The 26,184-nt window shown below is 64.9% G+C and carries 26 protein-coding genes; 17 read left to right on the top strand and 9 right to left on the bottom strand.

Features of this window, described 5'->3' with window-relative positions; translation table 11 throughout:
- Positions 1 to 210: 210 nt before the first annotated feature.
- Positions 211 to 486 carry a helix-turn-helix domain-containing protein gene (locus tag CH291_RS20275; RefSeq protein WP_068052101.1) on the top strand — a complete coding sequence of 92 codons (276 nt, stop codon included), beginning with the start codon at positions 211 to 213 and terminating at the stop codon, positions 484 to 486.
- Positions 487 to 660: 174 nt separating this feature from the next.
- On the opposite strand, the gene CH291_RS20270 is transcribed toward CH291_RS20275, so the two are convergent.
- Both CH291_RS20270 and ctaC read right to left on the bottom strand, forming a co-directional pair.
- Positions 661 to 1,077 (bottom strand): cytochrome c oxidase subunit 4, encoded by a 417-nt coding sequence (locus CH291_RS20270; protein WP_068052104.1) that lies wholly within the window; start codon positions 1,075 to 1,077, stop codon positions 661 to 663.
- Between the two features lie 18 nt (positions 1,078 to 1,095).
- Positions 1,096 to 2,175: an aa3-type cytochrome oxidase subunit II gene (ctaC, locus tag CH291_RS20265; protein WP_068052110.1), complete on the bottom strand. Its 1,080-nt coding sequence runs from the start codon at positions 2,173 to 2,175 to the stop codon at positions 1,096 to 1,098.
- A gap of 222 nt (positions 2,176 to 2,397) precedes the next feature.
- On the opposite strand from ctaC, the gene asnB reads away from it, so the two are divergent.
- Positions 2,398 to 4,326, top strand: a complete 1,929-nt coding sequence (gene asnB / locus CH291_RS20260; protein ID WP_094688460.1) for an asparagine synthase (glutamine-hydrolyzing) — start codon at positions 2,398 to 2,400, stop codon at positions 4,324 to 4,326.
- A gap of 94 nt (positions 4,327 to 4,420) precedes the next feature.
- On the opposite strand, the gene CH291_RS20255 is transcribed toward asnB, so the two are convergent.
- From CH291_RS20255 to CH291_RS20245, 3 genes are all read right to left on the bottom strand, one after another.
- Entirely contained in the window at positions 4,421 to 5,395 is a 975-nt protein-coding gene (locus CH291_RS20255; RefSeq protein WP_094688459.1) for a carbohydrate kinase family protein, read from the bottom strand.
- 104 nt (positions 5,396 to 5,499) lie between these two features.
- A complete protein-coding gene (locus CH291_RS20250; protein WP_068052114.1) occupies positions 5,500 to 5,865 on the bottom strand; it encodes a HesB/IscA family protein in 366 nt (121 codons plus the stop codon).
- 64 nt (positions 5,866 to 5,929) lie between these two features.
- Positions 5,930 to 7,003: a glycerate kinase family protein gene (locus CH291_RS20245; RefSeq protein WP_094640141.1), complete on the bottom strand. Its 1,074-nt coding sequence runs from the start codon at positions 7,001 to 7,003 to the stop codon at positions 5,930 to 5,932.
- Positions 7,004 to 7,103: 100 nt separating this feature from the next.
- On the opposite strand from CH291_RS20245, the gene CH291_RS20240 reads away from it, so the two are divergent.
- Genes CH291_RS20240 through CH291_RS20225 form a run of 4 tightly spaced genes read left to right on the top strand, consistent with a single transcriptional unit; the run spans position 7,104 to position 10,217 of the window.
- Positions 7,104 to 7,763, top strand: coding sequence for a DUF3043 domain-containing protein (locus CH291_RS20240; RefSeq protein ID WP_068052118.1), 660 nt, complete (start codon positions 7,104 to 7,106; stop codon positions 7,761 to 7,763).
- A 5-nt stretch (positions 7,764 to 7,768) separates the two neighbouring features.
- The gene (gene cobU / locus CH291_RS20235; RefSeq protein WP_094688458.1) at positions 7,769 to 8,338 is read left to right on the top strand and encodes a bifunctional adenosylcobinamide kinase/adenosylcobinamide-phosphate guanylyltransferase; all 570 of its coding nucleotides are present in this window, start codon (positions 7,769 to 7,771) and stop codon (positions 8,336 to 8,338) included.
- The gene (gene cobT / locus CH291_RS20230) at positions 8,335 to 9,453 is read left to right on the top strand and encodes a nicotinate-nucleotide--dimethylbenzimidazole phosphoribosyltransferase (protein ID WP_094688457.1); all 1,119 of its coding nucleotides are present in this window, start codon (positions 8,335 to 8,337) and stop codon (positions 9,451 to 9,453) included. The genes cobU and cobT overlap by 4 nt, the downstream gene beginning before the upstream one ends.
- Positions 9,454 to 9,455: 2 nt before the next feature.
- A complete protein-coding gene (locus CH291_RS20225) occupies positions 9,456 to 10,217 on the top strand; it encodes an adenosylcobinamide-GDP ribazoletransferase (RefSeq protein WP_094688456.1) in 762 nt (253 codons plus the stop codon).
- On the opposite strand, the gene CH291_RS20220 is transcribed toward CH291_RS20225, so the two are convergent.
- Entirely contained in the window at positions 10,214 to 11,317 is a 1,104-nt protein-coding gene (locus CH291_RS20220; protein ID WP_094640402.1) for a branched-chain amino acid aminotransferase, read from the bottom strand. The two genes, CH291_RS20225 and CH291_RS20220, sit on opposite strands and share 4 nt — an antisense overlap.
- A 41-nt stretch (positions 11,318 to 11,358) precedes the next feature.
- Complete coding sequence (gene gcvT, locus CH291_RS20215; RefSeq protein WP_094640403.1) at positions 11,359 to 12,459, bottom strand: glycine cleavage system aminomethyltransferase GcvT; 1,101 nt, start codon at positions 12,457 to 12,459, stop codon at positions 11,359 to 11,361.
- A gap of 117 nt (positions 12,460 to 12,576) precedes the next feature.
- Between gcvT and CH291_RS20210 the strand changes: the two genes are divergently transcribed.
- On the top strand, positions 12,577 to 14,100 hold the full coding sequence (locus tag CH291_RS20210; RefSeq protein ID WP_094669849.1) for a leucyl aminopeptidase: 1,524 nt from the start codon (positions 12,577 to 12,579) through the stop codon (positions 14,098 to 14,100).
- A 48-nt stretch (positions 14,101 to 14,148) separates the two neighbouring features.
- Here CH291_RS20210 and CH291_RS20205 read toward each other — a convergent pair whose 3' ends face one another.
- Positions 14,149 to 14,490 (bottom strand): oxidoreductase, encoded by a 342-nt coding sequence (locus CH291_RS20205; RefSeq protein ID WP_094688555.1) that lies wholly within the window; start codon positions 14,488 to 14,490, stop codon positions 14,149 to 14,151.
- A 377-nt stretch (positions 14,491 to 14,867) separates the two neighbouring features.
- Here CH291_RS20205 and sucB point away from each other — a divergent pair, with 377 nt between their 5' ends.
- From sucB to CH291_RS20180, 5 genes are all read left to right on the top strand, one after another.
- Entirely contained in the window at positions 14,868 to 16,589 is a 1,722-nt protein-coding gene (sucB, locus tag CH291_RS20200) for a 2-oxoglutarate dehydrogenase, E2 component, dihydrolipoamide succinyltransferase (RefSeq protein WP_094688455.1), read from the top strand.
- A 149-nt stretch (positions 16,590 to 16,738) separates the two neighbouring features.
- Positions 16,739 to 17,629, top strand: a complete 891-nt coding sequence (locus CH291_RS20195; RefSeq protein ID WP_068052143.1) for a TIGR01777 family oxidoreductase — start codon at positions 16,739 to 16,741, stop codon at positions 17,627 to 17,629.
- Between the two features lie 21 nt (positions 17,630 to 17,650).
- Positions 17,651 to 18,430 carry a lipoyl(octanoyl) transferase LipB gene (gene lipB / locus CH291_RS20190; RefSeq protein WP_094688454.1) on the top strand — a complete coding sequence of 260 codons (780 nt, stop codon included), beginning with the start codon at positions 17,651 to 17,653 and terminating at the stop codon, positions 18,428 to 18,430.
- Between the two features lie 10 nt (positions 18,431 to 18,440).
- Positions 18,441 to 19,454, top strand: a complete 1,014-nt coding sequence (gene lipA / locus CH291_RS20185; protein ID WP_176459221.1) for a lipoyl synthase — start codon at positions 18,441 to 18,443, stop codon at positions 19,452 to 19,454.
- A gap of 61 nt (positions 19,455 to 19,515) precedes the next feature.
- Positions 19,516 to 20,271, top strand: coding sequence for a DUF4191 domain-containing protein (locus CH291_RS20180; RefSeq protein ID WP_094640148.1), 756 nt, complete (start codon positions 19,516 to 19,518; stop codon positions 20,269 to 20,271).
- A 40-nt stretch (positions 20,272 to 20,311) separates the two neighbouring features.
- Here the strand turns inward: CH291_RS20180 and CH291_RS20175 are convergent, their stop codons facing one another.
- On the bottom strand, positions 20,312 to 20,776 hold the full coding sequence (locus CH291_RS20175) for an RDD family protein (RefSeq protein WP_068052146.1): 465 nt from the start codon (positions 20,774 to 20,776) through the stop codon (positions 20,312 to 20,314).
- 167 nt (positions 20,777 to 20,943) lie between these two features.
- On the opposite strand from CH291_RS20175, the gene glnA reads away from it, so the two are divergent.
- The 5 genes from glnA to CH291_RS20150 all read left to right on the top strand — a co-directional run bounded on the left by glnA (position 20,944) and on the right by CH291_RS20150 (position 26,171).
- Positions 20,944 to 22,380 (top strand): type I glutamate--ammonia ligase, encoded by a 1,437-nt coding sequence (glnA, locus tag CH291_RS20170; RefSeq protein ID WP_032368128.1) that lies wholly within the window; start codon positions 20,944 to 20,946, stop codon positions 22,378 to 22,380.
- A gap of 186 nt (positions 22,381 to 22,566) precedes the next feature.
- Entirely contained in the window at positions 22,567 to 23,217 is a 651-nt protein-coding gene (locus CH291_RS20165) for an ABC transporter permease (RefSeq protein ID WP_037192916.1), read from the top strand.
- On the top strand, positions 23,210 to 24,406 hold the full coding sequence (locus CH291_RS20160) for an ABC transporter ATP-binding protein (RefSeq protein ID WP_037192918.1): 1,197 nt from the start codon (positions 23,210 to 23,212) through the stop codon (positions 24,404 to 24,406). The genes CH291_RS20165 and CH291_RS20160 overlap by 8 nt, the downstream gene beginning before the upstream one ends.
- The gene (locus tag CH291_RS20155) at positions 24,403 to 25,188 is read left to right on the top strand and encodes an ABC transporter permease (RefSeq protein ID WP_094640150.1); all 786 of its coding nucleotides are present in this window, start codon (positions 24,403 to 24,405) and stop codon (positions 25,186 to 25,188) included. Before CH291_RS20160 ends, CH291_RS20155 begins: the two co-directional genes overlap by 4 nt.
- Positions 25,188 to 26,171, top strand: coding sequence for a glycine betaine ABC transporter substrate-binding protein (locus CH291_RS20150; protein WP_094688453.1), 984 nt, complete (start codon positions 25,188 to 25,190; stop codon positions 26,169 to 26,171). The genes CH291_RS20155 and CH291_RS20150 overlap by 1 nt, the downstream gene beginning before the upstream one ends.
- Positions 26,172 to 26,184: the final 13 nt, after the last annotated feature.

Below are 26,184 nucleotides of genomic sequence, written 5' to 3'. Positions count from 1 at the left end.
CGGCAACGGTGTCGCCCTTTTTGTTGTCTGCGAACACGATCCGGGCTGGAACACTTCGCATCACCCTCCGAGGCAGCACGGCCGGCTGCTCGTCGTCGGGAGATCCGATAGCCCTCCCCTCCCCCACCGTCGGATGACCCATCCATATCCCAGGTACATCGACCGGTCTCAGCTCCGGGGTTCGCGACGACCGGTATTACTATCGGTGTCATGGTCCGTGTTCCACTCACCCCCGGCGAACTCGCCCGCGGTGCCAGGCTCGGCTCCGCTCTCCGTCATGCCCGCGGTGGCCGAACCATGACCGACGTCGCCGATACAGCAGGCATCTCGGTCGAAACTCTGCGCAAGATCGAGACCGGCCGAATTCCGACGCCGGCGTTCTTCACCGTCGCCGCGTTGTGCGGCGCGCTGAACATCTCCCTCGATTCGCTTGCCGATCAGGTGCCCCGTGCCGTTCGGTCCCACTCGGAGGCCGACGTTTCCTGAGGGTGCGTGCCACCTCGTTCACCGCAGCGCGCTCGACCTCCACACGCTCGCTCTCCGTGTCACCTCACAGCGCCATGAGCGGACCATCCTGTTCGGCCGGTATGCGGACAGCAGAAAAGGGCCCCGGTCGCTCGTGAGAACAACCGGGGCCCTTTTCGGGTGGAGCAGATGGAGTTAGTGGCGCTCGGCACCGACGTGGTACTCGAACACCAAACCTGCGGCCGCAGCGATGACGCTCACCACGCCGAGGGCGATGAGCCACGGCTGGAAGAAGGCGAATCCGATGGCGGTGATGGACGCGGCGCCTGCGAGCACGATCGGCCAGAAGCTACCGGGGCTGAAGAAGCCCAGGTCTCCTGCGCCGTCGCTGACCTCGGCGTCGTCGAAGTCCTCGGGTCGGGTGTCGAGGCGTCGTGCGACGAATCGGAAGTAGGTTCCGACGATCAACGTCAGACCGACCGACAAGAAGATCGCGGTGACTCCGGCCCACTCGACTCCTGTGCGGCTCAGGCCCGTGAACAACGCGTACACGATGCCGACCAGGAGAAAGAAGACAGTGAGGATTTCGAAGATCTTGGCTTCGATTTTCATATCAGCATGCTTCCTTGGTCAGTTGCCTTCAGCGACAGCGGCTGTGCGGAGGGTGCGGTCGGTCGAGAACGGAGCGGTGCTCGTTGCGAGAGGGCTTTCGCCGATGGCTTCGAGTGCCTGCGCGTTGGTCAGCGCATCTCCACCTTCGGACAGAGGCTTGCGAAGCTCGATGTACTGCTCGAACCGCTCGGGAGACACGGCACGAACCTCGAAGTTCATCATCGAGTGGAAGGTGCCGCACATTTCGGTGCACCGTCCGACAAAGGAGCCTTCGCGTTCGATTTCGCTGATCTGGAAGACGTTGTCGGAGTGGTTCTCCTCGGGGTTCGGGAGAACGTCACGCTTGAACAGGAATTCCGGAACCCAGAATCCGTGGATGACGTCCGAGGACGCGAGCACGAATTCGATGCGCTTACCGGTCGGCAGAACCAGGACCGGGATCTCTTCGCTCGAGCCGACCGTTTCGATCTTGTTGTAGTGCAGGTACGACAGATCCTGCGTGGATGCTCCGTTGATCGGTCCCGGAACGAACTCGCCGTCCTCGCTGCCCTCGGCACCTTCGCCCGGAGTGGCAGCGGCCTCGGCGGCAGCCTGCTCCTCCTCGTCGGTGCCCTCGTACTTGGCGGCACCGTCCTTGAGGTCGATGGTGCGGTAGCCGAACTTCCAGTTCCACTGGTAAGCCGTGACATCCACCTGGACGTCGGGATCGGCCTGCTTCTCGTCGACGTAGTTCTGCACCACGACGGTGAAGTAGAACAGGACGGCGATGATCACGAACGGGACCGCCGTGTAGAACAACTCGAGCGGAACGTTGTAGGCCGTCTGGCGAGGGAACTCCGGTGAGCTCTTCTTCTTACGGTGGAACAGCACCACCCAGAAGATCAGAACCCACACGATGATGCCCATGACCAGGGCGGCAATGACCGACCACGTCCACAGGTCGCCGATGCGTCGCCCCTGCGGGGTGACGCCCGAGGCGAAACCGAAATTGAGTACGTTGTCGCTGCTGATGGAACAGCCCGACAGCATCAACGCGGCTACACCGAGAAATGCTGTCAGCCCCGCTCGCCGAAGGATCCGACTATGCGCCACGTTCACGCCTTCCTGATTGCCCACCACTGAAGAATAAGGGCTTCCACATGGAGATGCCCGAGTACTACGCAGCGTAGACCAAAGCTGACGCGGAGCCACCCTTGGGTCGTTACCTAGGTTCGAGCGTGTCTGCGGCATACTCGGTTGCTGATCGACCGTCCCGCTGACGACACGCGGAGATCCGGCCCCCGGCATTGTCCCCAACTGCGAGAAGAGGTAGCAGACGCTGTGTGTGGACTGCTCGGAGTACTGACATCTCACGGAACGACCGCCGCCGGCGTCGAGCTGGTGAGCTCGGCGACTCACTGCATGCGCCATCGTGGCCCGGACGAGCCCGGTGGCACCTGGCACGACGACGACGTCGTATACGGCTTCAATCGACTCTCGTTCATCGACATCGAACACTCGCACCAGCCGATGCGGTGGGGTCCGCCCGAGTCGCCGAACCGGTACGCACTGGTGTTCAACGGTGAGATCTACAACTACCTCGAGTTGCGTGCCGAGCTCGCGCGCGATCACGGGGCAGAATTCGCCACCGAAGGTGACAGCGAGTCGATCGTTGCGGCGTTCCACTACTGGGGCGCTGCCGCCGTGCAGCGTCTGCGAGGAATGTTCGCCTTCGCCATCTGGGACACCGAGACGCGCGAGATGTTCGTTGCACGCGATCCCTTCGGCATCAAGCCACTGTTCCTGGCCACCGGTCCCGGAGGCACCGCGTTCGGTAGCGAGAAGAAGAGCGTGCTCGAGCTGATGGATCTGCTCGGCGTCGGCACCGATCTCGATCCGCGTGCCATCGAGCACTACACGGTGCTGCAGTACGTCCCCGAGCCCGAAACCCTGCACGCAGGCGTTCGGCGGCTCGAATCCGGTTGCTACGCCACGCTGTCACCGGGCACGCCGCCGAAGGTCACTCGCTACTTCGCCCCGAAGTTCCCGGTTCAGCCATTCGCACCCGGCAGCGAGAAGGCGCGGTACCAGGAAATCGCCGAGGCACTCGAAGACTCGGTTGCCAAACATATGCGCGCCGACGTCACGGTCGGCTCCTTTCTCTCGGGCGGAATCGATTCGACGGCCATCGCAGCTCTGGCGATCCGTCACAACCCCGACCTGATCACGTTCACCACCGGATTCGAGCGCGAGGGCTACTCCGAGGTGGACGTGGCAGCGGAGTCGGCCGCGGCAATCGGTGCTCGGCACATCGTGAAGGTCGTCGGACCCGAGGAGTTCGCGGCGTCCATCCCCGAGATCGTCTGGTATCTGGACGATCCAGTGGCCGACCCCGCGTTGGTGCCGCTGTACTTCGTCGCCAAGGAAGCCCGCAAGCACGTGAAGGTCGTGCTCTCCGGCGAAGGTGCGGACGAGTTGTTCGGCGGTTACACCATCTACCGCGAACCGCTGTCGTTGAAGCCGTTCGAGTCGCTTCCCGCATTCCTTCGACGTGCGGCCGGCTCGTTGAGCGAGCGAATCCCCGAGGGCACTCGCGGCAAGAGCCTGCTCAACCGCGGATCCATGACTCTCGAAGAGCGGTACTACGGCAACGCACGCAGTTTCAACGACGCGCAGTTGCGGTCGGTGCTGCGCGAGTTCCGATCCGAGTGGACCCATCAGGACGTCACCGCGCCGATATACGCGCAGTCGCAGGGATGGGATCCGGTGGCTCGCATGCAGCATCTGGATCTGTTCACTTGGTTGCGCGGCGACATTCTGGTGAAGGCCGACAAGATCACCATGGCCAACTCACTCGAGTTGCGCGTTCCGTTCCTCGACTCCGAGGTCTACAAGGTCGCCGAGAAGCTCCCGCTCGACCAGAAGATCACCAAGAGCACCACCAAGTACGCTCTGCGTCAGGCGCTGGAGGGAATCGTTCCCGGTCATGTACTGCATCGCGCCAAGCTGGGATTCCCTGTGCCACTGCGCCATTGGCTGCGCGGACCGGAACTCTTCGATTGGGCCCACCAGCAGATCGCCGACTCGCAGACCGATCACCTGCTCAACAAGGCCGCCGTCGTGGCGATGCTCGACGATCACCGCGCCGGCAAGTCCGATCACAGCCGTCGACTGTGGACGCTGCTGATCTTCATGGTGTGGCACGGCATCTTCGTCGAGAAGCGCATCGTGCCGCAGATCGCCGAACCGGAGTATCCGGTCAACATCTGACCTGGCCGACCGTCCCCGCCGGATCAATGCGACTTTCGGTCGCTCGGAGTGCAACGAAGCCACATTGATCCGGTGGGCGAACGAACAACCTCGATCAGGCGGGGAGCAATGCCCCGATTTCCTCGCCCGCTTCTTCACCGTAGGCAGAGGTCAGACGCTTGATCGCGTCGTCGCGGTTGAGATCCCACTCCTGCGTGCCGGTGGTCTCGAGCACCAGCACGGCCACGAGCGAACCCAGTTGCGCTGCACGTTCGATGCTGGCTCCGGCCATGTGGGCGGTGAGGAAACCTGCTCGGAAGCCGTCGCCGACACCGGTCGGATCGACCTTGCTCGTCTCTGGCACGACACCGACATGGGTGTGCACACCACCCTTTTCGACGATGTCCACGCCACGCTTGCCCAGGGTGGTGACGCGCAGATCCACCTTGTCGGCGATGTCAGCGTCGGACATGCCGGTCTTCTGCTTGAGGAGCGCCCATTCGTACTCGTTGGTGAACAGGTACGCGGCACCGTCGATCAAGTCGGTTGCCTGCGCGGCGTCGAGCCGAGCGAGCTGCTGCGACGGGTCGGCCGCGAACGGGATGCCTGCAGCGCGGCACTGCGCCGTGTGCGCCGTCATCGCGTCGGGGTCGTTGGCACCGATCAGAACCAGGTCCATCGCGTGCTGCGCCGCGAGTGCCTCGATGGAGATGTCCCGGGCCTCGCTCATCGCTCCGGGGTAGAACGACGCGATCTGCGCCATGTCCTCGTCCGTGGTGCAGACGAAGCGAGCAGTGTGTGCGGTAGCGGACACGCTCACACCACTGCAGTCGACACCGTGCTCTTCGAGCCAGGTCCGGTACTCGGCGAAGTCCGGTCCCACGGCCCCGACGAGCAGCGGCGCGCCGCCGAGAACTCCGAGTGCGTACGCGATGTTTCCGCCGACGCCTCCCTTGCGAATGACCAGATCGTCCACCAGAAAGCTCAACGAGATGTTCGAGAGCTGATCGGCGACGATCTGCTCGGCGAACCGTCCGGAGAATCGCATCAGATGGTCGGTCGCTATCGAGCCGGATACCGCGAGTGTCACGAAGGAAGGCCTTTCGGTTCGTAGATGCTGTGGAGTCGACGGGCAGACACGACTGTGACCGGTACACGCATGCGTGTACCGGTCACAGTCGAGTACGAGTCAGCTCAGTTGAACGAGTCGCCGCACGCGCACGATCCCGTGGCGTTCGGGTTGTCGATCGTGAAACCCTGCTTCTCGATCGTGTCCACGAAGTCGATGGATGCACCCTCCACGTAGGGAGCGCTCATCCGGTCCACTGCGAGGGTGACGCCGTTGAAGTCGACCGCGAGGTCGCCGTCGAGGCTTCGGTCGTCGAAGAAGAGCTGGTAGCGCAGTCCTGCGCAACCACCCGGCTGCACGGCGATGCGCAGCGCGAGGTCGTCACGGCCTTCTTGATCCAGCAGCGCCTTGGCCTTGGTCGACGCGGTCTCCGTCATGGTGACCTTGTGTGCCGTGGTTTCGGTCGTTGCGGTCTCATTCGAAACGGTCATGGGTTCTCCCTATCAGTCGTACAACCCGTGAATGACTCAACCGTACTCCCGGTAGCTCTATTCCTCACGCTCGCCGCCTCCCTTGCACACCGGTGTCGACCACGTCGGCCGCGACGCGCGCGGCCAACTGTTCGAGCTGATTCGCCGCATCCGACATCGCCAGCTCGACCGAACCCGCGAACTCACTGATCGAGTGCGCAGCCGAGATGCCCGCCGACTCCAGTTCGTCCTTCGACAACGTGACCTGCCCCGCGAGCACGATCGTGTCGATGCCCGTCGCGCCGCCCGCGGCAGCGATTCTGGTCACCAGCTTGCCGCGCAGCGATTGCGAGTCGAATTTGCCCTCACCGGTCAGCACCAGGTCGACAGAGTCGAGCAGTTCCTGCTGGCCGGTTCGTTCGGCCACCACGACGGCACCGGGTAGCTGCCTGCCGCCGAGTGCGAACAGTGCCGCCCCCAGACCTCCTGCGGCTCCGGCTCCCGGTCGGTCTGCCACGTCGTAGCCGGCGGCAGACAGCACTGCAGCCCAATCGGTGTTCGACTCCTCCAGCCGAGCGACGGTGTCTGCGTCGGCACCTTTCTGTGGACCGAACACGCGGGCCGCACCGGCGTCGCCCAGCAGCGGGTTCTCCACGTCCGACGCGGCGACGAGGTCGATGCCCGACAATCGCGCGACCGCCGATCCGAGTCCGCCCAGCGCACGAATCATCGCGCGCCCGCCGTCGCTGCAGCTGCTTCCGCCGAGCCCGACGAACACCGTTCGCGCCCCGGCGTCGAGAGCGGCGTCGAGCAGCTGACCGACGCCGTAGCTGCTCGCCTTCAGTGCTGACAGTGGAGTGGGCGGGCCGTCGAGAAGATGCAGTCCGCAGGCCTGAGCCGATTCGATGTACGCCGCCGTACCGTCGAGCAGCCAGTGGGCTCGGACCGGGTTGCCGAGGGGCCCGTCCACGTCTGCGGTCTGCACGGTGCCGATGCGCGAGGCCAGGACCTCGACGAACCCTGGGCCGCCGTCGGATTGGGGCGCGAGTTCGAGTTCGTCGGTCTCACGAACCGAGGCCCATCCCCTGGCGATGGCGTCGGCCGCGGCCGCGGCAGTCAAGGTGTCTCCGAACGAATCCGGCGCAATCATCACTCGCATCGTCGGAAGTCTAGGGCTGCAGCGCCGGAACGGCATCCGCTGTTTCGCCGCTGACCTGGCCGGTGTTCGTCGGCAACGGGCCATCCCATACTCTGAGTGCGTGAAGCTGCTACGCCGTGGAAACTCTGACAATTCGGACGGAAACGACTCGAACGAATCCGAGTCGACGACGGCCGGGAGCGACGCAACCCCTTCGGTGTCTCTCGGCAAGGGCCGACCGACCCCCAAGCGCCGTGATGCCGAAGCTCGGCGTCGCGGACCGGTTGCTCCTGCTCCTCTGACGAGCAAAGAGGCACGCGAGCGCCGCAAGGCGAACAAGGGCAGCAAGGAAGACCGCAAGGCCGCCTCCAACGAGCGACGTGCCGCCGCAGCCGAACGACGCGCACGGATGCTGGCGGGCGAAGACAAGTATCTGCTCCCCCGCGACAAGGGTCCGGTGCGTGCATACGTACGCGACATCGTCGATGCACGACGCAACCTCGTCGGCCTGTTCATGCCGCTGGCGTTGATCCTGATCTTTGCGCTGTTCCTGCAGCCTCAGGTACAGCAGTACGTCACCCTCGGCATGTTCGTGATGATGCTCTTCATGGTCGGCGAGGGCATCTACCTCGGCAAGATGATCAACAACAAGATCCGGGTGCGGTTCCCCGAGACCACCGACGGCGGTTTCAGGATCGGGTGGTACGCCTTCGTCCGTGCGTCCCAGATCCGCAAGATGCGCGCACCCAAGCCGCGAGTCAGCGCCGGCGAGGCCGTCTGACGTCGGTGGGCGAACCGAGACGAACCCTCGTGCTCGGTGGAGCCAGATCCGGCAAGTCCGGGCACGCGGAATCGCTTGCCGTTCTCGAGCCGGTTCGCTATCTCGCGACCGGTCGGCGGGACGCCACCGACGAGGACTGGCAGCTTCGTATCGAGCGTCACCGTGCGTCGAGACCGAGACACTGGTCCACCGTCGAAACCGTCACGTCACTGTCCGGTGTCGTCTCGCAGCCCTGGGACGGCACCACCGTCGTCGACGATCTGGGAACGTGGCTGACGGGAATGCTCGACGATGCACAGGCCTGGGAGCTCCCCCGCGGCACGATCGCACCGGCTGTCGACGACCTGGTTCGGGCAGTCGCGGACTGCCCGTCCCGCCTTCTGCTCGTCAGCCCCGAAGTCGGCTTGTCCGTGGTGCCAGAATCCCGTTCCGGTCGCCTCTTCCGAGACGAGCTGGGATTACTCAATTCTCGGCTCGCGGCAGTATGTGACAGGGTTCTGCTGGTCGTCGCAGGACTCGCGCTGACCCTCAAGGACCCTCCGGCGGACTTCATCACCGCGAAAGGCACAGTGTGACAATTCTTTCGGAAGAGGCTTCGGCGTCGTCGCCGTTTCGTCCGGTGACAGCTCCGTCGGACTCGGCTCGATCGGCCGCCGCCGACCGGCAACAGGAATTGACCAAGCCTGCCGGAAGCCTCGGTCGCCTCGAGGCGCTCGGTGAGTGGATCGCCGCCTGCCAGGACGCCTGCCCGCCGCGGTCTCTCGAACGAGTGCGTGTCGTCGTCTTCGCCGGCGATCACGGCGTGGCCGCACACGGGGTCTCTGCCTACCCTCCCGAGGTGACGGCTCAGATGGTCGCGAACATCCGCGCCGGCGGCGCAGCGGTCAACGTACTCGCGGCCATAGCCGGTGCCGCGGTTCGGGTTGTCGACATCGCGGTCGACGCCGATACGGATTCTTCGGTGTCCGCGTTCAAGATTCGACGGTCCAGTGGATCGATCGACCGCGAGGATGCACTCACCGAGGACGAGGTTCAGGCCGCGATCGCTGCCGGAGCCGCCATCGCCGACGAAGAGGTCGACGGCGGCGCGGATCTTCTCATCGCAGGCGATATGGGTATCGGAAACACCACTCCTGCAACGGTATTGATCGCCACCCTGACCGACACCGAGCCGGTCGCCGCTGTCGGTCGCGGCACCGGAATCGACGATGCGGGATGGATCAGGAAGACCGCAGCGATCCGGGACGCGATGCGTCGAGCCCGGCCGGTCGCGAAGAACCCCACCGATCTGCTGCGAGTCGCGGGCGGTGCCGACATCGCGGCCCTCGCCGGCTTTCTGGCACAGGCAGCGCATCGGCGAACCCCGGTGATTCTGGACGGCCTGGTGGTGACCGCGGCCGCATTGGTGGCCGAGGACGCGGCGGCCGGGGCACGCAACTGGTGGGTTGCCGGGCATCGCTCGGCAGAGCCTGCCCATTCACTTGCGTTGCGGCACTTGCGTCTCGAACCGATCGTGGAGCTCGGGATGCGACTGGGCGAAGGTTCGGGAGCGCTGGCGGCGTTGCCTCTGGTTCGTGCGGGTGTCGGCACCCTCAATTCGATGGCAACCTTCGCCGACTCCGGTGTCAGTACCGGCGACAGCGAAGCCCGCAGCACTGCCGAAGACCGCAGCACCGCCGAAGACCACTGACTGTGCGCAGCCCAGCCGACTCACTGGTGCTCGCGTTCTCCTGGCTGACGGTGCTTCCCGTGCGCGGCCCCGACGAGGTCGACAGGGACTCCGCCGGGCGCGCGATAGCGCTCGCTCCAGTCGTCGGTATCGCCCTCGGCAGCATCAGCGCGATCGTTCTGTGGGTGTCGATCACTGCGGGCCTGACGCCTCTCCTCGGCGGACTGCTCGCCGTCGCGGCCTCGGCATTGCTCACTCGCGGCATGCATCTGGACGGCTTGGCCGACACCGCGGACGGACTGGGCTGCTACGGACCTCCCGAGCGCGCGCGAGAAGTCATGAAGTCCGGCAGTGCGGGGCCGTTCGGAGTTGCGACCATCGCACTCGTTCTGGCAGTACAGGCCGCGAGCCTGGGCCAGCTCGCGCACCAACAGCTGTGGTGGGCCATTGCAGTTCTGCCGGTGATCAGCCGGGTGTCGGTGGTCCTGGCCTGCCGCCGGGGTACGGACGCGTCGTCGCCGAACGGTTTCGGCGCTCTCGTCGCGGGCACGCAGTCGAACATGGCACCAGCGCTGTGGGTGGTTGTCGCAGTGGCGATCTCGGTGTTCGCACATCCCGACCGCCCGTGGCAGGGCCCCCTGGTGGTCATCGCCGTACTCGCCCTCGCGATGGTTCTCACTCGCCACTGCGTGCGACGCTTCGGCGGGCTCTCCGGCGACGTGCTCGGAGCCGGAATCGAGGCCACCACCGCGCTGGCCGCGGTCGGCCTGCTTCTGGGAAGCTAGCGGAGCGTGGTCATCCAGCCGTGCGTATCGGCGAACGTTCCTCGCTGAATACCGGTGAGCGTGTCGCGCAGTGCGAGCGTGATCTCGCCGGGCTCGCCGCCTGCGATCTCGAACGCCCCCTCGGTGGACTTGACGCTACCCACCGGTGTGATGACCGCTGCTGTGCCGCAAGCGAACACCTCGGTGATCTCGCCGGAGTCGGCCCCCTTGCGCCACTCCTCGGTGGAGATCCGACGCTCTTCGACGGGGATGCCTGCGTCGGTCGCCAGGGCCAGCAGCGAGTCACGAGTGATGCCGGGGAGCAGTGACCCGGACAGCGACGGCGTCACCAGTCGTGCGTCGGAGCCCGAGCCGAAGACGAAGAACAGGTTCATCCCGCCCATCTCCTCGACGTACCGGCGCTCGATGGCATCGAGCCAGACCACCTGATCGCATCCTTCGTCGCTGGCCTGTGCCTGCGCCAGCAGAGATGCGGCGTAGTTGCCCGCGAACTTCGCGTCTCCGGTGCCGCCCGGTGCGGCCCGGACGTATTCGGTCGACAGCCAGACGCTCACCGGCTTGACGCCTCTGGGGAAGTACGCACCTGCGGGAGAGGCGATCAACATGTAGCGGTACGAGTCGGCCGGGCGGACACCGAGTCCGGCTTCGGTGGAGAACATGTACGGCCGGACGTAGAGCGCGTCCTCGCCGCCTGCCGCGGGGACCCAGTCGTGGTCGAGTTCGAGCAGCTTCTCGATCGATCCGATGAACAGCTCGTCAGGCAACTCCGGCATCGCCAGACGGCGAGCCGAGGAGCGGAAGCGCTCGGCGTTGGAGTGCACCCGGAAGGTCGAGAGGTCGCCGTTCGGCTGACGGTAGATCTTGAGTCCCTCGAAGATGGCCTGGCCGTAGTGCAGGACCATCGCGGCGGGGTCGAGCTCGATCGGACCGTACGGCGCGATCGTGGCATCGTGCCATCCGCCGTCACGGGTGTAGTCGATGTACACCATGTGATCGGTGAAATGTTTTCCGAAACCGGGTGCAGCGAGCACCGCGTCGCGCACGGCGGGCGTAGCGGGCGAGGGATGCTGCACGTACGTGAATTCGGAGACACCTGTCATGCCCGAGATCCTATCGTCACGGCCACCGAGCTCTCGCGCGGTCACCTGGTCTTCACTGCGACGAAGGGCGGCGCGACCACTTCGCAGCGCAACGCTCGCCCACGAACGTCGACTTCGACCTCCGAGCCCACCGCAGGAGCGGCCTCCGCGTCGAGCAGGGCGAGGGCGATTCCGATCTTCAGCGACGGCGAGAACGTGCCGGACGTCGTCGTTCCGATCTGCTGTCCCGATGCCTTGACGGCAAGGCCCGGGCGCAGGACACCGCGATCGAGAGCCCTCAGTCCACGCAGCACACGCGCCGGTCCGCTCTCCTTCTCCGAGGACAAGGCTTCCTTGCCCCAGAACGCATCCTTCTTCCACCCGATAGCCCAGCCGCAGCGCGCCTCGAGAGGCGAGATGTCCAGTGCCAGTTCGTGTCCGTGCAACGGGTAACCCATCTCGGTGCGCAGTGTGTCGCGCGCTCCGAGCCCGCACACCTGTCCCCCACGAGACCGCACTGCTGCCATCAGCGCCCGGAAGAGCGGTTCCACGTCGCCCGCGGGTGGAACCAGTTCGTAGCCGTGCTCGCCGGTGTATCCGGTTCGGCAGACTCGCACCGCAACCGAATTCCAGGTGGCGTCCTCGAACGCCATGTAGTCCATGTCGGTCGGCAGGCCCAGTTCCTGAAGAACCTCGGTCGATTTCGGTCCCTGCACGGCCAGGACTCCGAACTCACGGTGCTGGTTCACCACCGAAATCCCGTCGGGTGCCTGCTCGGCCATCGCCGCGACGACGGCCGCCGTGTTCGCCGCGTTCGGCACCAGAAAGACATCCTCGTCCGAGACGTAGTATGCGATCAGGTCGTCGACGACGCCGCCGGATTCGGTGCAGCACAGCGTGTACTGCGCCTTGCCCGGTTCTATTCGGTTCAGATCGTTGGTGAGAACGGAGTTCACGAACGCAGCGGCTCCGGGTCCGGTCACCGACGCCTTGCCGAGATGCCCGACATCGAACAGACCCACGGCCTCTCGCACTGCCGTGTGTTCGACGACGACCCCGGCGTACGACACCGGCATGGTCCAGCCGCCGAAAGGTGCGAATGTCGCACCCAATTCGGTGTGCACGGCGTGAAGTGGTCCCTCGATCAGCTCGGTGTCGGTCATGGCGGTCACGCTAGCTCACATCGCGGCCGTCGCGGGCCCGGCAGACCGACTGCGTCCCTCGACGAGTCGTCATTAGGATCGAGGTACGTACACGTCAACCCCTACAGGAGCAGCCACGTGCCTTCACCCTCGACGCCTTCCCGCACTCTCGGACCCGACCTGGTCCTCGCGGGCAAGCTCGGTAAGAAAGTCGACGTTCTCGTCGTCGCGCTGAGTACCAGCGACGACGGCCTCGAGCTCGCCATCACCGACGACATCTCCGACGACGCCGTCGCTGCTGCGCTGCTCGATTCCTTCGAGTCCGTCGGTGCCACCGGCAAGGCCGATGAACTGGTGCGCATTCCGGCACCGGCCGGCCTGTCCGTGGACAGCGTCCTGGCGGTCGGCCTCGGTAGCGCAGCCGACATCGACAGCGAGCGCATCCGGCAGTCCGCCGGAACCGCGGCTCGTGCACTGAAGGGCGTCGATACGGTGGCGACCACGTTGTCGGCACTCGATCTCGGTGCGACCGCGGAGGGGTTCTTCCTCGGCGCGTATCAGTTCACCGCGTTCAAGTCCTCGCTCTCGGCCCCGAAGGCGGACGGTCTTCCCCTCGCCCGCGTCGAGTTGCTCGTGCCCGACACGCGCTCGAAGGAAGCGAAGAACGAGCTGGCACGCTCGATCGCCATTGCCGAATCCGTTGCTGTAGCACGTGATTTCGTCAATACTCCGCCGAGTCACCTCTACCCTGAGGAGTTCGCGGCGCAGGCGAAGGCGCTGGGTACGGCTGCAGGCCTGAAGGTCGAGATCCTCGACGACAAGACACTGGAGAAGGACGGCTACGGCGGCATCTACGGCGTCGGCAAGGGTTCTTCACGCCTGCCCCGACTGGTTCGCCTGACTCACTCGGGCGGCAAGCGGGGCGCGAAGAAGGTCGCCCTGGTGGGCAAAGGCATCACGTTCGACACCGGCGGCATCTCCATCAAACCCGCTGCGGGCATGGAGAACATGACCTCGGACATGGGCGGTGCGGCTGCGGTCATCGCGACGGTGATCCTGGCCGCGAAGGTCGATCTGCCGCTCGACGTCGTCGCGACGGTGCCGATGGCCGAGAACATGCCGTCGGGCACAGCGCAGCGTCCGGGCGACGTACTGACCCAGTACGGCGGCATCACCGTGGAGGTCATCAACACCGACGCCGAAGGCCGCTTGGTGTTGGCCGACGCGATCGTGCGTGCCTGCGAGGACGATCCGGATTACCTCATCGACACCGCGACACTGACCGGGGCCCAGGTGGTCGCGCTCGGCAATCGGACGCCAGGAGTCATGGGCACCGAGGACTTCCGCGACCGCGTCGCCGAAATCTCTCAGGCCATCGGCGAGAACGCGTGGCCGATGCCGTTGCCGAAAGAGATCCGACGTGAACTCGATTCCAAGGTGGCCGATCTGGCGAACGTCACCAACGGCCGCGCCGGTGGAATGCTGGCCGCTGCGCTGTTCTTGAAGGAGTTCGTCCCCGAGGGCGTCGAATGGGCTCACATCGACGTCGCGGGACCGGCGTACAACACCGGCGGGCCCTTCGGGTACACCGGCAAGGGCGGCACCGGCGTTCCCGTACGGACGATGTTCGCGGTCCTCGAGGACATCGTCGAGAACGGCTGATGGCACAGTCCGTGCGTACGGATCCGAATCTGCACGCACGGATTTCGGTCAGAGATCGCGCTGCTGCTGTTCGCGCTTCTTGATGATCTTCTGGCGAGCGTCGTGATCGCGCATGCGCTGGGGGTAGCCGGTCTTGCGCACGTCGTAGACCGGCATCTTCAGGTCGCGTCCGATCTTTCGTGCATATTTTTCATCCAGCGGCCGACGGGTCCACTCGCCGTCGTTCGCGACGAGCACCACCGTCAGCGGGGTCACCGTCGTCTTCGGCTCGACGTAGGCCTCGACACCGATTCGAGCGGCCGTCCAATCGGCCAGGTACTGGGCAACCGACCCCTCGGGGCCACGTTTCGCGGACCCGCCGCTTCGTTTGAGTCGATCGAACAATCCCACGAGAACATCCTTTTCGTACGGCCGATGGATCACCGGTTCGGGTGCCGGAATGTTGTTACCCGCCAGTTTGCCAGGCGTGTTGAACGCCCTAGGGGAACGGCGAGGCGATAACAATGGAAGGATGACATTAGAGGGTTCAGCTCTCTTGATAGTGAACCAAGGCTCGTGAAGTGAGTAAGTGAATTGCCGAGAGGGAGTGTCTACGTGGGCGCTGTGTCGAGCCGAACACGCTCGATCGGTGTCTTGTGCACCGGCGCCTCCGTCGAACCGAATCACGCAACTCTCGTCCATGAACCCTGTTCCGCCAGCACAATGGTCTGCGACCACGAGTCGTCGAACCACATCACCCGCACACAACTGTCGAGGAGTCAACAGACATGGCCTTCTCCGTCCAGATGCCAGCTCTTGGTGAGAGCGTCACCGAGGGAACTGTCACGAGGTGGCTCAAACAAGAAGGCGACACCGTCGAAGTCGACGAGCCATTGCTCGAAGTCTCCACGGACAAGGTCGATACCGAGATCCCGTCGCCTGCAGCCGGTGTTCTGACCAAGATCGTCGCTCAGGAAGACGACACCGTCGAGATCGGTGGCGAGCTCGCCCAGATCGGTGACGCAGGCGAGGCTCCCTCGTCCGACGCGCCGGCCGAGGAAGCTGCGCCCGCCGAGGAGTCGGCACCCGAGGAAGCTGCCGAGGAGCCCACTCCCGCAGCCGAGCCCGAGGCACAGGCCGAGGAGGAGGCACCCGCAGCGAGTGCATCGTCCGACTCGTCCGGATCAGGCACCCCGGTGACGATGCCCGAGTTGGGCGAGTCCGTCACCGAGGGCACCGTGACCCGTTGGCTCAAGGCCGTCGGCGACGAGGTTGCTGTCGACGAACCACTGCTCGAGGTCTCCACCGACAAGGTCGACACCGAGATCCCGTCTCCGGTCGCCGGAACTCTGCTCGAGATCTCCGCCGAGGAAGACGACACGGTCGCCGTCGGTGGCCAGCTCGCCGTCATCGGATCGGGATCGCCGGCCGAGAAGGCCCCCGAGCCCGAGGCCACCCCGGAGCCCGAAGCCCCCAAGGCCGAAGAGCCGAAGAAGGAAGAGCCCAAGAAGGAGGCTCCGAAGGCTGCTCCCGCCAAGGAGTCGGCACCGTCGGGTGATTCCAGCCCGTACGTCACGCCGTTGGTTCGGAAGCTGGCGTCGGACAACGATGTCGACCTGTCGACGGTCAAGGGCACCGGTGTCGGTGGACGCATCCGCAAGCAGGATGTGCTCGCTGCTGCCGAGGCCAAGAAGGCTCCGGCTGCTCCGCCCGCCGAGGCTGCGCCCGCCGCGGCCGCCAAGCCCGCTGCGCCGGCCACGGCCGGTGTTCGTCCCGAGCTCGCGCATCTTCGTGGCACCACGCAGAAGATCAACCGGATCCGGCAGATCACCGCGAAGAAGACGCGTGAGTCGCTGCAGACCTCTGCACAGCTCACCCAGACCTTCGAGGTGGACGTCACCAAGATCGCCGGTCTGCGGACGAAGGCGAAGGCGAAGTTCGCCGAGAACGAGGGCGTCAACCTGACGTACCTGCCGTTCTTCGCGAAGGCCGTCGTCGAAGCTCTGAAGGCGCACCCCAACGTCAACGCGAGCATCAACGAGGAAGCCAAGGAGATCACGTACCACGCCGATGTCCACCTCGGTATCGCCGTGGACACCGAGCAGGGTCTGCTCTCCCCCGTCATCCACAATGCGGGCGACCTGTCGCTCGCCGGGCTGGCTCGGGCGATCAACGACATCGCCACCCGTGCACGCTCGGGTGGGCTCAAGCCCGACGAGCTGTCCGGTGGCACGTTCACGATCACCAACATCGGCAGCCAGGGTGCATTGTTCGACACCCCGATCCTGGTTCCGCCGCAGGCCGCCATGCTGGGCACGGGCGCAATCGTCAAGCGTCCGGTCGTCGTCAAGGACGACTCGGGCAACGAGTCGATCGGTGTTCGCTCGATGTGCTACCTGCCGCTCACCTACGACCACCGCCTGGTGGACGGAGCCGATGCGGGACGCTTCCTCACGACGATCAAGCAGCGTCTCGAAGTAGCGTCGTTCGAGGCCGATCTCGGCCTGTAGGCAACCGGCGAATCACGACTCTCACGTATTCTGGTGAGAGCGCGAAACATTCGCATCGGAGTCTCGAAAAGAGGGGCACGAACCGTGCATCCGGGGCATCATTCGTTCGCGAATGATGCCCCGTTTGCGTCAAGGAGGCTTTCGTTCACATGCGCGTAGTCATTGCAGGTTCATCAGGTTTGATCGGCACGGCCCTGGTCGCAGCGCTGCGGGGCCGTAGCCACGACGTCACCCGCCTGGTTAGGAGATCACCGGCCGGACCCGACGAGTCGCAGTGGGATCCATCGCGCGGAAGCGTCGATGCGGCCGCGCTCGACGGAGCCGACGCGATCGTCAACCTCTGTGGTGTCGGAATCGGTGACAAGAGATGGTCCGGTGCGTACAAGCAGTTGGTGCGGGACAGCCGCATCGCTCCCACCGAAGTACTCGCCGGGGCTGCCGCCGACGCGGGTGTGCCCACTCTGATCAACGCGAGTGGCGTCAACTTCTACGGCGACACGGGCGATCGGGTGGTCGACGAGACAGCCCCGGTCGGTGAGGGGTTCCTGGCCGAGGTCTGTCGTGATTGGGAGAACGCCACGTCTGCGGCGTCGGACGCGGGTGTTCGCACGATCATGCTGCGCAGCGGTGTCGTGCTGTCGCAGCGCGGCGGCATGTTGGGCAAGCTTCGGCCGCTGTATCTGTTCGCGCTCGGCGGGCGGCTCGGCAGTGGCCGCCAGTACTTCCCGTGGATCTCTCTCGAGGACGAGATCGGCGCCATCGTCCACGGCATCGAGAACGACTCCCTGCGTGGCCCGGTCAACATGGTCGGTCCCACTCCGGTGACCAACGCGCAGTTCAACAGTGCGATGTCGCGCGCGGTGCACCGTCCGGCCCCCTGGGTCGTCCCCGGCTTCGCACTGAAGGCGGTGATCGGAGAATTTGCCGAGGAGGCCATTCTCACCGGGCCACGGGCAATTCCGAAGGCTCTCGAGGACGCGGGCTACACCTTCGAGCACAACACCGTGGGAGAGGCACTGCGGGTGGCCGTCGGCTCCTGACGCGGCGTACCGTTCCGATTCATGAGTGATGCGAACTCTTCGTCGGCCGTAGTGTCGGCGCGCGCGAGCTCCGAACCGATGGTGGTCCGCGAGTTGGGCACCGTCGAGTACACCGAGGCCTGGGCACTGCAGCGCGAGCTGGCCGGTGCCCGGGCGGACGGCGTCGGATCCGATACGCTGCTGCTGCTCGAGCATCCGTCCGTCTACACGGCAGGGCGGCGCACTGCCGAGGAAGACATGCCGCGGGACGGCACTCCCGTCGTCGAGGTCGATCGTGGCGGCAAGATCACCTGGCACGGTCCGGGCCAACTGGTGGGTTATCCCATCGTGAAGCTCGAGCAGCCGATCGACGTCGTCAAGTACGTGCGCCGGATCGAGGAAGCTCTGATCTCCGTCGTGTCCGGGTACGGCATCGCCTGCGGACGCGTCGACGGCCGATCGGGAGTGTGGTTGGCAGCCGAGATGCGCGACGGCGCGTGGCTTCCCGAACGCAAGATCGCCGCCATCGGAGTACGCGTTCAGCGTGGGGTGACGCTGCACGGATTCTCACTGAACTGCAACGCCGCCATGACCGGCTTCGATGCGATCGTCCCGTGTGGCATCGCCGATGCGGGTGTGACGTCGCTGTCGCTGGAGCTGGGCCGAGACGTCACCGTCGGCGAGGTAACCGCTGCTGTCACCGAGGCCGTTCTGGCCGCGCTGGACGGGTCGATGCCCGTGCGGGATCACGAGATCGAACATCCGGCCGTCACTAGTGCGTCGATCAACCCGCAGTTCACCACGGTCCGCTTCGGCGCGTAGCATCGACTCTGTGACTGTGGCCCCAGAAGGACGCAAGCTGCTCCGCCTCGAGATCCGAAACGCGGAGACCCCCATCGAACGCAAACCCAACTGGATCAAGACCAAAGCGAAGATGGGCCCGGAATACACCGAGCTCAAGGGTCTTGTGAAGCGTGAAGGTCTGCACACGGTGTGCGAGGAAGCCGGCTGCCCCAATATCTACGAATGCTGGGAAGATCGCGAAGCGACCTTCCTCATCGGCGGTGAGCAATGCACCCGCCGTTGCGATTTCTGTCAGATCGACACCGGCAAGCCGGAGGACCTCGATCGAGACGAGCCGCGCCGGGTGGCGGAGAGCGTGCAGGCCATGGGTCTGCGCTACTCCACGATCACCGGCGTCGCTCGGGACGATCTCGAGGACGGCGGCGCGTGGCTGTACGCCGAGACGGTGCGGTACATCAAGAAGCTGAACCCCAACACCGGCGTCGAGCTGTTGATCCCGGATTTCAACGCCAAGCCGGATCAGCTGGCCGAGGTGTTCTCCTCCCGTCCCGAGGTGTTGGCGCACAACGTCGAGACGGTGCCGCGCATCTTCAAGCGCATCCGCCCCGCCTTCCGGTACCAGCGGTCGATGGACGTCATCACCGCGGCCCGCGACGACGGTCTGGTCACCAAGTCGAATCTGATCCTCGGCATGGGTGAGACCCCGGAAGAGGTGCAGGAAGCCATTCGTGACCTGCACGAGGCCGGTTGCGACATCCTGACCATCACCCAGTACCTGCGCCCGTCGCCGCGCCACCACCCGGTCGAGCGTTGGGTCAAGCCGGAAGAGTTCGTCGAGCACTCCGATTACGCCACCGAGATCGGGTTCGCCGGTGTGCTGGCCGGTCCGTTGGTCCGCTCCTCGTACCGCGCCGGACGCCTCTACGCACAGGCCATGGCGCATCACGGCCGTGAATTGCCCGAGAGCATGAGCCACCTGACCGATGGTGGCGAGGCCTCTCAGGAGGCCAGCTCGTTGATGGCTCGTCTGGCCGCGCGCTGATCGTCGTTCCCAATCCGGAGCGGTGCGAGTGAGCGTCGGCACAGGACGTATCCTGTGAGGTATGGCGAACGGCAGTAAGGCTGGCAAAGCAGCAAAGCCCAGCAAGGAAGCAAAAGCGGCTGCCAAGGCGGCGCGCAAGCAGGCATCGAGGGAACGGCGCAAGCAGCTCTGGCAGGCGTTTCAGATGCAGCGCAAGGACGACAAGGTTCTCCTGCCGCTGATGATCGGGTCGGTGGTCGGGCTGGGGCTCCTCGGATTCCTCATCGGCCTGGCCTTCGGTTTCCAGTGGTTCCTGCTCCCCATCGGACTGCTCCTGGGAGTCCTGGTTGCGTTCATCATCTTCGGTCGCCGCGTGCAGAAGTCGGTGTACAAGAAGGCCGACGGCCAGGCCGGAGCGGCCGCGTGGGCCCTGGACAATCTGCAGGGGTCGTGGCGGGTGACCAACGCGATCGCCGGAACCACCCACCTCGACGCCGTGCATCGTGTGATCGGCAAGCCCGGTGTCATCCTCGTGGCCGAGGGTGCTCCGCACCGCGTGAAGTCGTTGTTGGCTCAGGAGAAGAAGAAGACCGCCCGCTTGGTGGGCGACACTCCGATCTACGACATCATCGTCGGCAACGAGGAGAACCAGATTCCGCTGTCGGGTCTGCAGAAGTACCTGTCGAAGTTGCCGAAGAACATCGACGGCAAGCGCATGGACACCATCGAGTCGCGGCTGTCCGCACTCGGCACCAAGGGAGGCCCGGCGATGCCGAAGGGACCCATTCCCGGCGGAGCCAAGATGAAGGGCGTTCAGCGGACCATGAAGCGCCGCTAGCACTCACGACCACTCGAAACAGCCCTGGTGCGACGACCCCTCAGCGGGTCCGCAGCAGGGCTGTTCCCGTTGCGCGGTCGTGCATTCCTCGGCCGTCCATGTCGGTCACGACGGCCGGGACGACGAACAGCAGAATCAACTGGCGCACCAGGGCGCGGACGAAGCCGACCCGCGCGTTGGCGTCGATGCGTGCCACCTGAACACCGACGACGAACTGCCCCGGGGTGAACGAGAACAGTGAGACGCTCACCAGTCCCACTCCGAACCACACGGCCAGCACGATCGTCGAGATCAGGCCACTGGTGGTGTATCCGCCGAGAATCAGCGACGCCACGCCGGTGGCCATCGTCCAATCCAGCACCAGCGCGAGGACTCTGCGTCCGGTACCTGCCAGCGATCCGACGCCCTGCTGCGGCAGACCCAACTCCTCCCCACGGAAGTTCTGGGGTTCACGTGGGTTCGCCGAGGCCGGTCCGGACAACCAGGACCCTGTCATTCGTGCCATGATTTCAAGGATAGGCGCGGTCGGGCACACGGGAAAACACCTGGACGTACTGTTGTCCGTGCCAGTCGTGAGCCAGGACGTGTAACACGGGCGAAACACGAGCTTGACGGGCGGGCAACACCAAGTCCATACCGTCAGGTCGACGGACTCAACAAAGGAGCAAAAGCGTGGCGTTTTCCACGGCCCAAGAGGTCATCAAGTTCATCGCAGATGAAGGAATCGAATACGTCGACATCCGGTTCACGGATTTGCCGGGTGCACAGCAGCACTTCTCGATCGCCGCCAAGGCGTTCACGGCAGACACACTGGAAGACGGCCTCGCGTTCGACGGCTCGTCCGTCCGCGGCTTCCAGTCCATTCACGAGTCCGACATGATTCTGCTTCCGGACTACGCCACCGCTCAGGTCGATCCCTTCCGCAATGCGAAGACGCTGAACATCGACTTCTTCGTTCACGACCCGTTCACGCGTGAGGCCTACAGCCGCGACCCGCGCAACGTCGCACGTAAGGCCGAGGAGTACTTGGCGAGCACCGGCATCGCCGACACCGCTTACTTCGGTGCCGAGGCCGAGTTCTACATCTTCGATTCCGTGCGCTTCGATTCGCAGGCGAACGGCGCGTTCTACGAGGTCGACTCGTCCTCGGGTTGGTGGAATACCGGAGCCGAGACCGAGGCCGACGGCAGCCCGAACCTCGGTTACAAGGTGCGTTTCAAGGGTGGCTACTTCCCCGTCGCTCCGTACGACCACTACGTCGACCTGCGCGACCAGATCTCGACCAACCTGCAGAACGCTGGCTTCGAGCTCGAGCGTGCGCACCACGAGGTCGGCACCGGCGGCCAGCAGGAGATCAACTACAAGTTCAACACGCTGCTTCGCGCAGCGGACGACCTGCAGCTGTTCAAGTACATCGTCAAGAACACCGCATGGCAGAACGGCAAGTCCGCGACGTTCATGCCGAAGCCGCTGTTCGGCGACAACGGCTCGGGTATGCACGTGCACCAGTCCCTGTGGAAGGACGGCAAGCCTCTCTTCCACGACGAGGCCGGATACGCCGGACTGTCGGATCTCGCTCGCCACTACATCGGCGGCATCCTGCACCACGCGCCGTCGCTGCTGGCGTTCACCAACCCGACGATCAACTCGTACCACCGTCTGGTGCCGGGCTACGAGGCCCCCATCAACCTGGTCTACAGCCAGCGCAACCGCTCCGCTGCGGTGCGTATCCCGATCACCGGCAACAACCCGAAGGCCAAGCGCCTCGAGTTCCGTGCGCCGGACTCCTCGGGTAACCCGTACCTGAACTTCGCCGCTCAGATGATGGCGGGTCTGGACGGAATCAAGAACAAGATCGAGCCGATGGCTCCGGTCGACAAGGATCTCTACGAGTTGCCGCCCGAGGAAGCCAAGAACATTCCTCAGGCACCTACCTCGCTGAATGCCGTGATCGACCGGCTCGAGGCCGATCACGACTACCTCACCGAGGGTGGCGTCTTCACCACCGACCTGATCGAGACCTGGATCTCGCTCAAGCGCGAGCAGGAAATCGCTCCGGTGAACCTGCGTCCGCACCCGTACGAGTTCTCGCTGTACTACGACGTGTGATCGTCTGATTTCACGCTGACAACGCCCGGCCGAATCCTTTCGGCCGGGCGTTGTTGCGTTCCCGGGCAGTAACCGATCGGCAACGCTTACGGCAATCGACGAAGAATTCAGACCGGTCGGCGTTTGATTGTCGGTACGCGGGGTAAAGGTATTTATCCGCTACGGGCGAACAGAGGACGCAACTGCATGGATGCACTGTGGGAATTCATCGTCGGACGGCGAAGGCAGTTGGCGATCGACTCCTATTTGCACGTCTCGGCCGTCGTTCAGTGCGTCGTCATCGCCACCGTCATCGGTGTCGCGATCGGTGTTCTGGTCTACCGCAGCCCCGCTGGGTCGGCGATCGCGACGGCTCTCGCGAGCACGATCCTGACGATCCCCTCGTTCGCGCTGCTGGGAGTTCTCATCCCCATCATGGGATTGGGCGTTCGGCCGACGGTGACCGCGTTGGTTCTGTATTCGCTGCTGCCGATCATTCGCAACACCGTGGTGGGTCTCGCTGCAGTCGATCCGGCTGTCGCCGACGCCGCCCGCGGTATCGGAATGAGTCGCACGCTGGTGCTGCGACGCATAGAAATCCCTCTCGCCTGGCCGTCGATTCTGACCGGGATGCGGATCAGCACACAGATGGCCATGGGCATCCTGGCCATCGCTGCGTACGCGAAAGGCCCTGGCCTGGGCAACCTGTTGTTCTCCGGGCTCGCTCGCGTAGGAAGCCCCACAGCCCTACCGCAGGCCCTCACCGGCACTGTCCTGATCGTCCTGCTGGCGTTGATCCTGGACGGGATCTACGTGTTGATCGGCAAACTGACCACCTCGAGGGGTATCCGTGAGTGACTCGACCCGTACATCCAACGTCTCCGGCGCGGAAATCGTGCTCGAGAACGTGACCAAGAGCTACCCGGGGCAGAAGCTCGCCGCGGTGGACAACGTGTCCATGACGATTCCTGCCGGCGAGGTCGTCGTTCTGGTCGGGCCCTCGGGCTGCGGCAAGACGACGACGATGCGCATGATCAATCGGCTCATCGAACCGACGTCGGGCCGCATCACGATCGGTGGAAAGGATGCGCTCTCGATCGACCCCAACGAGTTGCGTCGCACCATCGGCTATTCCATCCAGCAGGCGGGTCTGTTCCCGCACATGACGATCGCGCAGAACGTCGGCATGGTGCCCGGGCTCATCGGATGGAACAAGAAACGCATCGACGATCGCACCGACGAGATGCTCGATCTCGTGGGGCTCGACCCTGCCGTGTACCGCCAGCGCTATCCGCGTCAGCTCTCCGGTGGCCAGCAGCAGCGTGTCGGTGTCGCCCGCGCTCTCGCCGCCGATCCCCCGGTGCTGTTGATGGATGAGCCCTTCGGCGCGGTCGATCCGATCACGCGAGGACTGTTGCAGGACGAGTTGATGCGGCTGCAGGCGGAGCTGGGCAAGACCATCGTGTTCGTGACCCACGATTTCGACGAGGCCGTCAAGCTCGGCGATCGAATCGCGGTGCTCGGAAACCAATCGACGATTCTCCAGTACGACACCCCCGAGGCCGTTCTCGCCAACCCCGCCGACGACACCGTCGCCGGATTCGTCGGGGCCGGGGCCGCGTTGAAGCAGCTGACCCTGATGCGCGTACGCGACATCGAACTGTCCGACGTTCCAGTCTTCGGCGAGGACGATTCGGTGGAGACGATGAACACCGCTCTCGGCTCCGATCCGGAGGCGTGGGGAATCATCCTCGACGCGCGCAAGCGGCCGCTTCGCTGGACCGATCGCCGCCACCTCGTGGGGGTCGGCAGCCTGCGCGACGTCGGTGTGCCGATGGGCGAGATGGTCTCGACGCAGTCCACCCTTCAGGACGCCCTCGAAGCTCTTCTCTCCGAGGGCAATGCGACGGCCACCGTGACCGGCAACCGCGGCGAGTACGTCGGCACCGTGACGATCGACGTGTTGATCGACACCATCAAATCCCTGCGGTCTCAGCACGCCAACGATCACGACGAGGCGCGCAGCGACGTCGGGACGCCGTCGTGACCGCACTCGCCGACGCCGGCGAAACCACGAAGGACACCGCGCGCGCCGCCAAGCGGGCCGAGCGACTCCGGCTACTCATCCAGCCCGTGGTCATCCTCGTCATAGTGGCCGTGCTCTTGGTCTACACGTTCAGCCGGGACCTGACCGCCACCCAGTCGGGCACCCTCAACGCCGGCAGCATCACCACCGCCGTCCGCGAGCACGTGGCGATCACGTTCGTCGTGACGGCACTCGTACTCGCCATCGCGGTGCCGCTCGGAATTCTGCTGACGCGGCCCGGGTATCGGAAGCTGGCTCCGTTGTTCATCGGTATCGCCAACATCGGTCAGGCAGCGCCGGCCGTCGGACTGCTCGTTCTGTTGTTCCTGGCCACCGGATGGACCGGATTCACTGCCGGCGTTCTGCCCATCGCGTTCTACTCGCTGCTCCCGGTTCTGCGGAACACCATGCTGGGCTTCCAGACGGTGGACCCGAACTACATCGATGCCGCACGCGGACAGGGCATGTCGAACATGGGCATCCTGCGGCGCATCGAGTTTCCCCTCGCGGTTCCGTTCATTCTCGCGGGTCTGCGGACCTCGCTGGTGTTGGCTGTGGGCACCGCGACCCTGAGTTTCCTCGTCGGAGCGGGCGGTTTGGGCGTGTTGATCGATACCGGCTACAAGCTCAACCAGCCGATCATTCTGGTGGTGGGAGCAGTTCTTGCTGTTGCTCTCGCACTGCTGGTCGACTGGCTGGGCGCACTCGCCGAGGCATTCCTCGGACCGAAAGGACTCCGCTGATGCGGCGCACCACTCGACGACTCGCGGCCCTGTGCGCCGCGGCAACCCTGGCGCTCTCGGGATGCGGATTGCAATCCGGCGGTGCCATGCCGTTGTCGGTCGAGCCGGGAAGCATCACCCCGCTCCCCGGCCTCGAAGGTGCCCAGTTCACCGTGGGATCCAAGGACTTCACCGAGCAGATCATCCTCGGCTACATCCTCGAATTCGCGTTGAGCGCGGCCGGAGCCGACGTACGGGATCTGACCAACATCGCCGGATCGCAAAGTGTGCGTCTGGCCATGCAGAGCGGTCAGGTGGACGTCGCCTACGAGTACACCGGTACCGGATGGATCAACTTCCTGGGCAACGAAACCCCCATTCCCGACGCCACCGAGCAATTCGAGGCCGTGCGCGACGCCGACAAGGCCAATGGCATCGACTGGGTCAATCCGGCCCCGATGGACAACACGTACGCGCTGGCGATGAATCAACAGGTGGCGCAGGAGACCGGAGTCCGCACCCTGTCCGACTACGCGGCGCTGGTGAACAGCGACCCCGCCGCGGCAGCACTGTGTGTGGAGACCGAGTTCAACAGTCGTCAGGACGGGTTGCCAGGCCTCGCCGCCACCTACGGGTTCGACGCCAGCACGTTGCCGGTGCAGATTCTGCAGACCGGCGTCATCTATCAGGCCACGGCCGAGGGCGCTCAGTGCCGATTCGGTGAGGTGTTCACCACCGACGGACGTATCAAGGGCCTGAATCTGACGGTCGTCGAAGACGACAAGTCGTTCTTCCCGCGCTACAACGCGACCGTCATCATCCGCCAGGAGGTCGCCGATCAGTACCCCGAGATCGCCGAGGTGACCGCACCGATCTCGGCCGCGTTGACCAACGAGGCCATTTCCGAGCTGAACAAGCAGGTCGACATCGACGGACGCGAGCCTGCGGACGTCGCACGGGACTGGATGGTTCAGCAGGGATTCGTCACCGTCGGAAGTGATTAGAGGCAGACGGGGA

Source organism: Rhodococcus sp. 14-1411-2a (assembly GCF_002259485.1).
GTDB lineage: Bacteria > Actinomycetota > Actinomycetes > Mycobacteriales > Mycobacteriaceae > Rhodococcoides.
The sequence above is the reverse complement of the archived record's forward strand: the minus strand, read 5'-3'. Positions and strand labels throughout refer to the sequence as shown.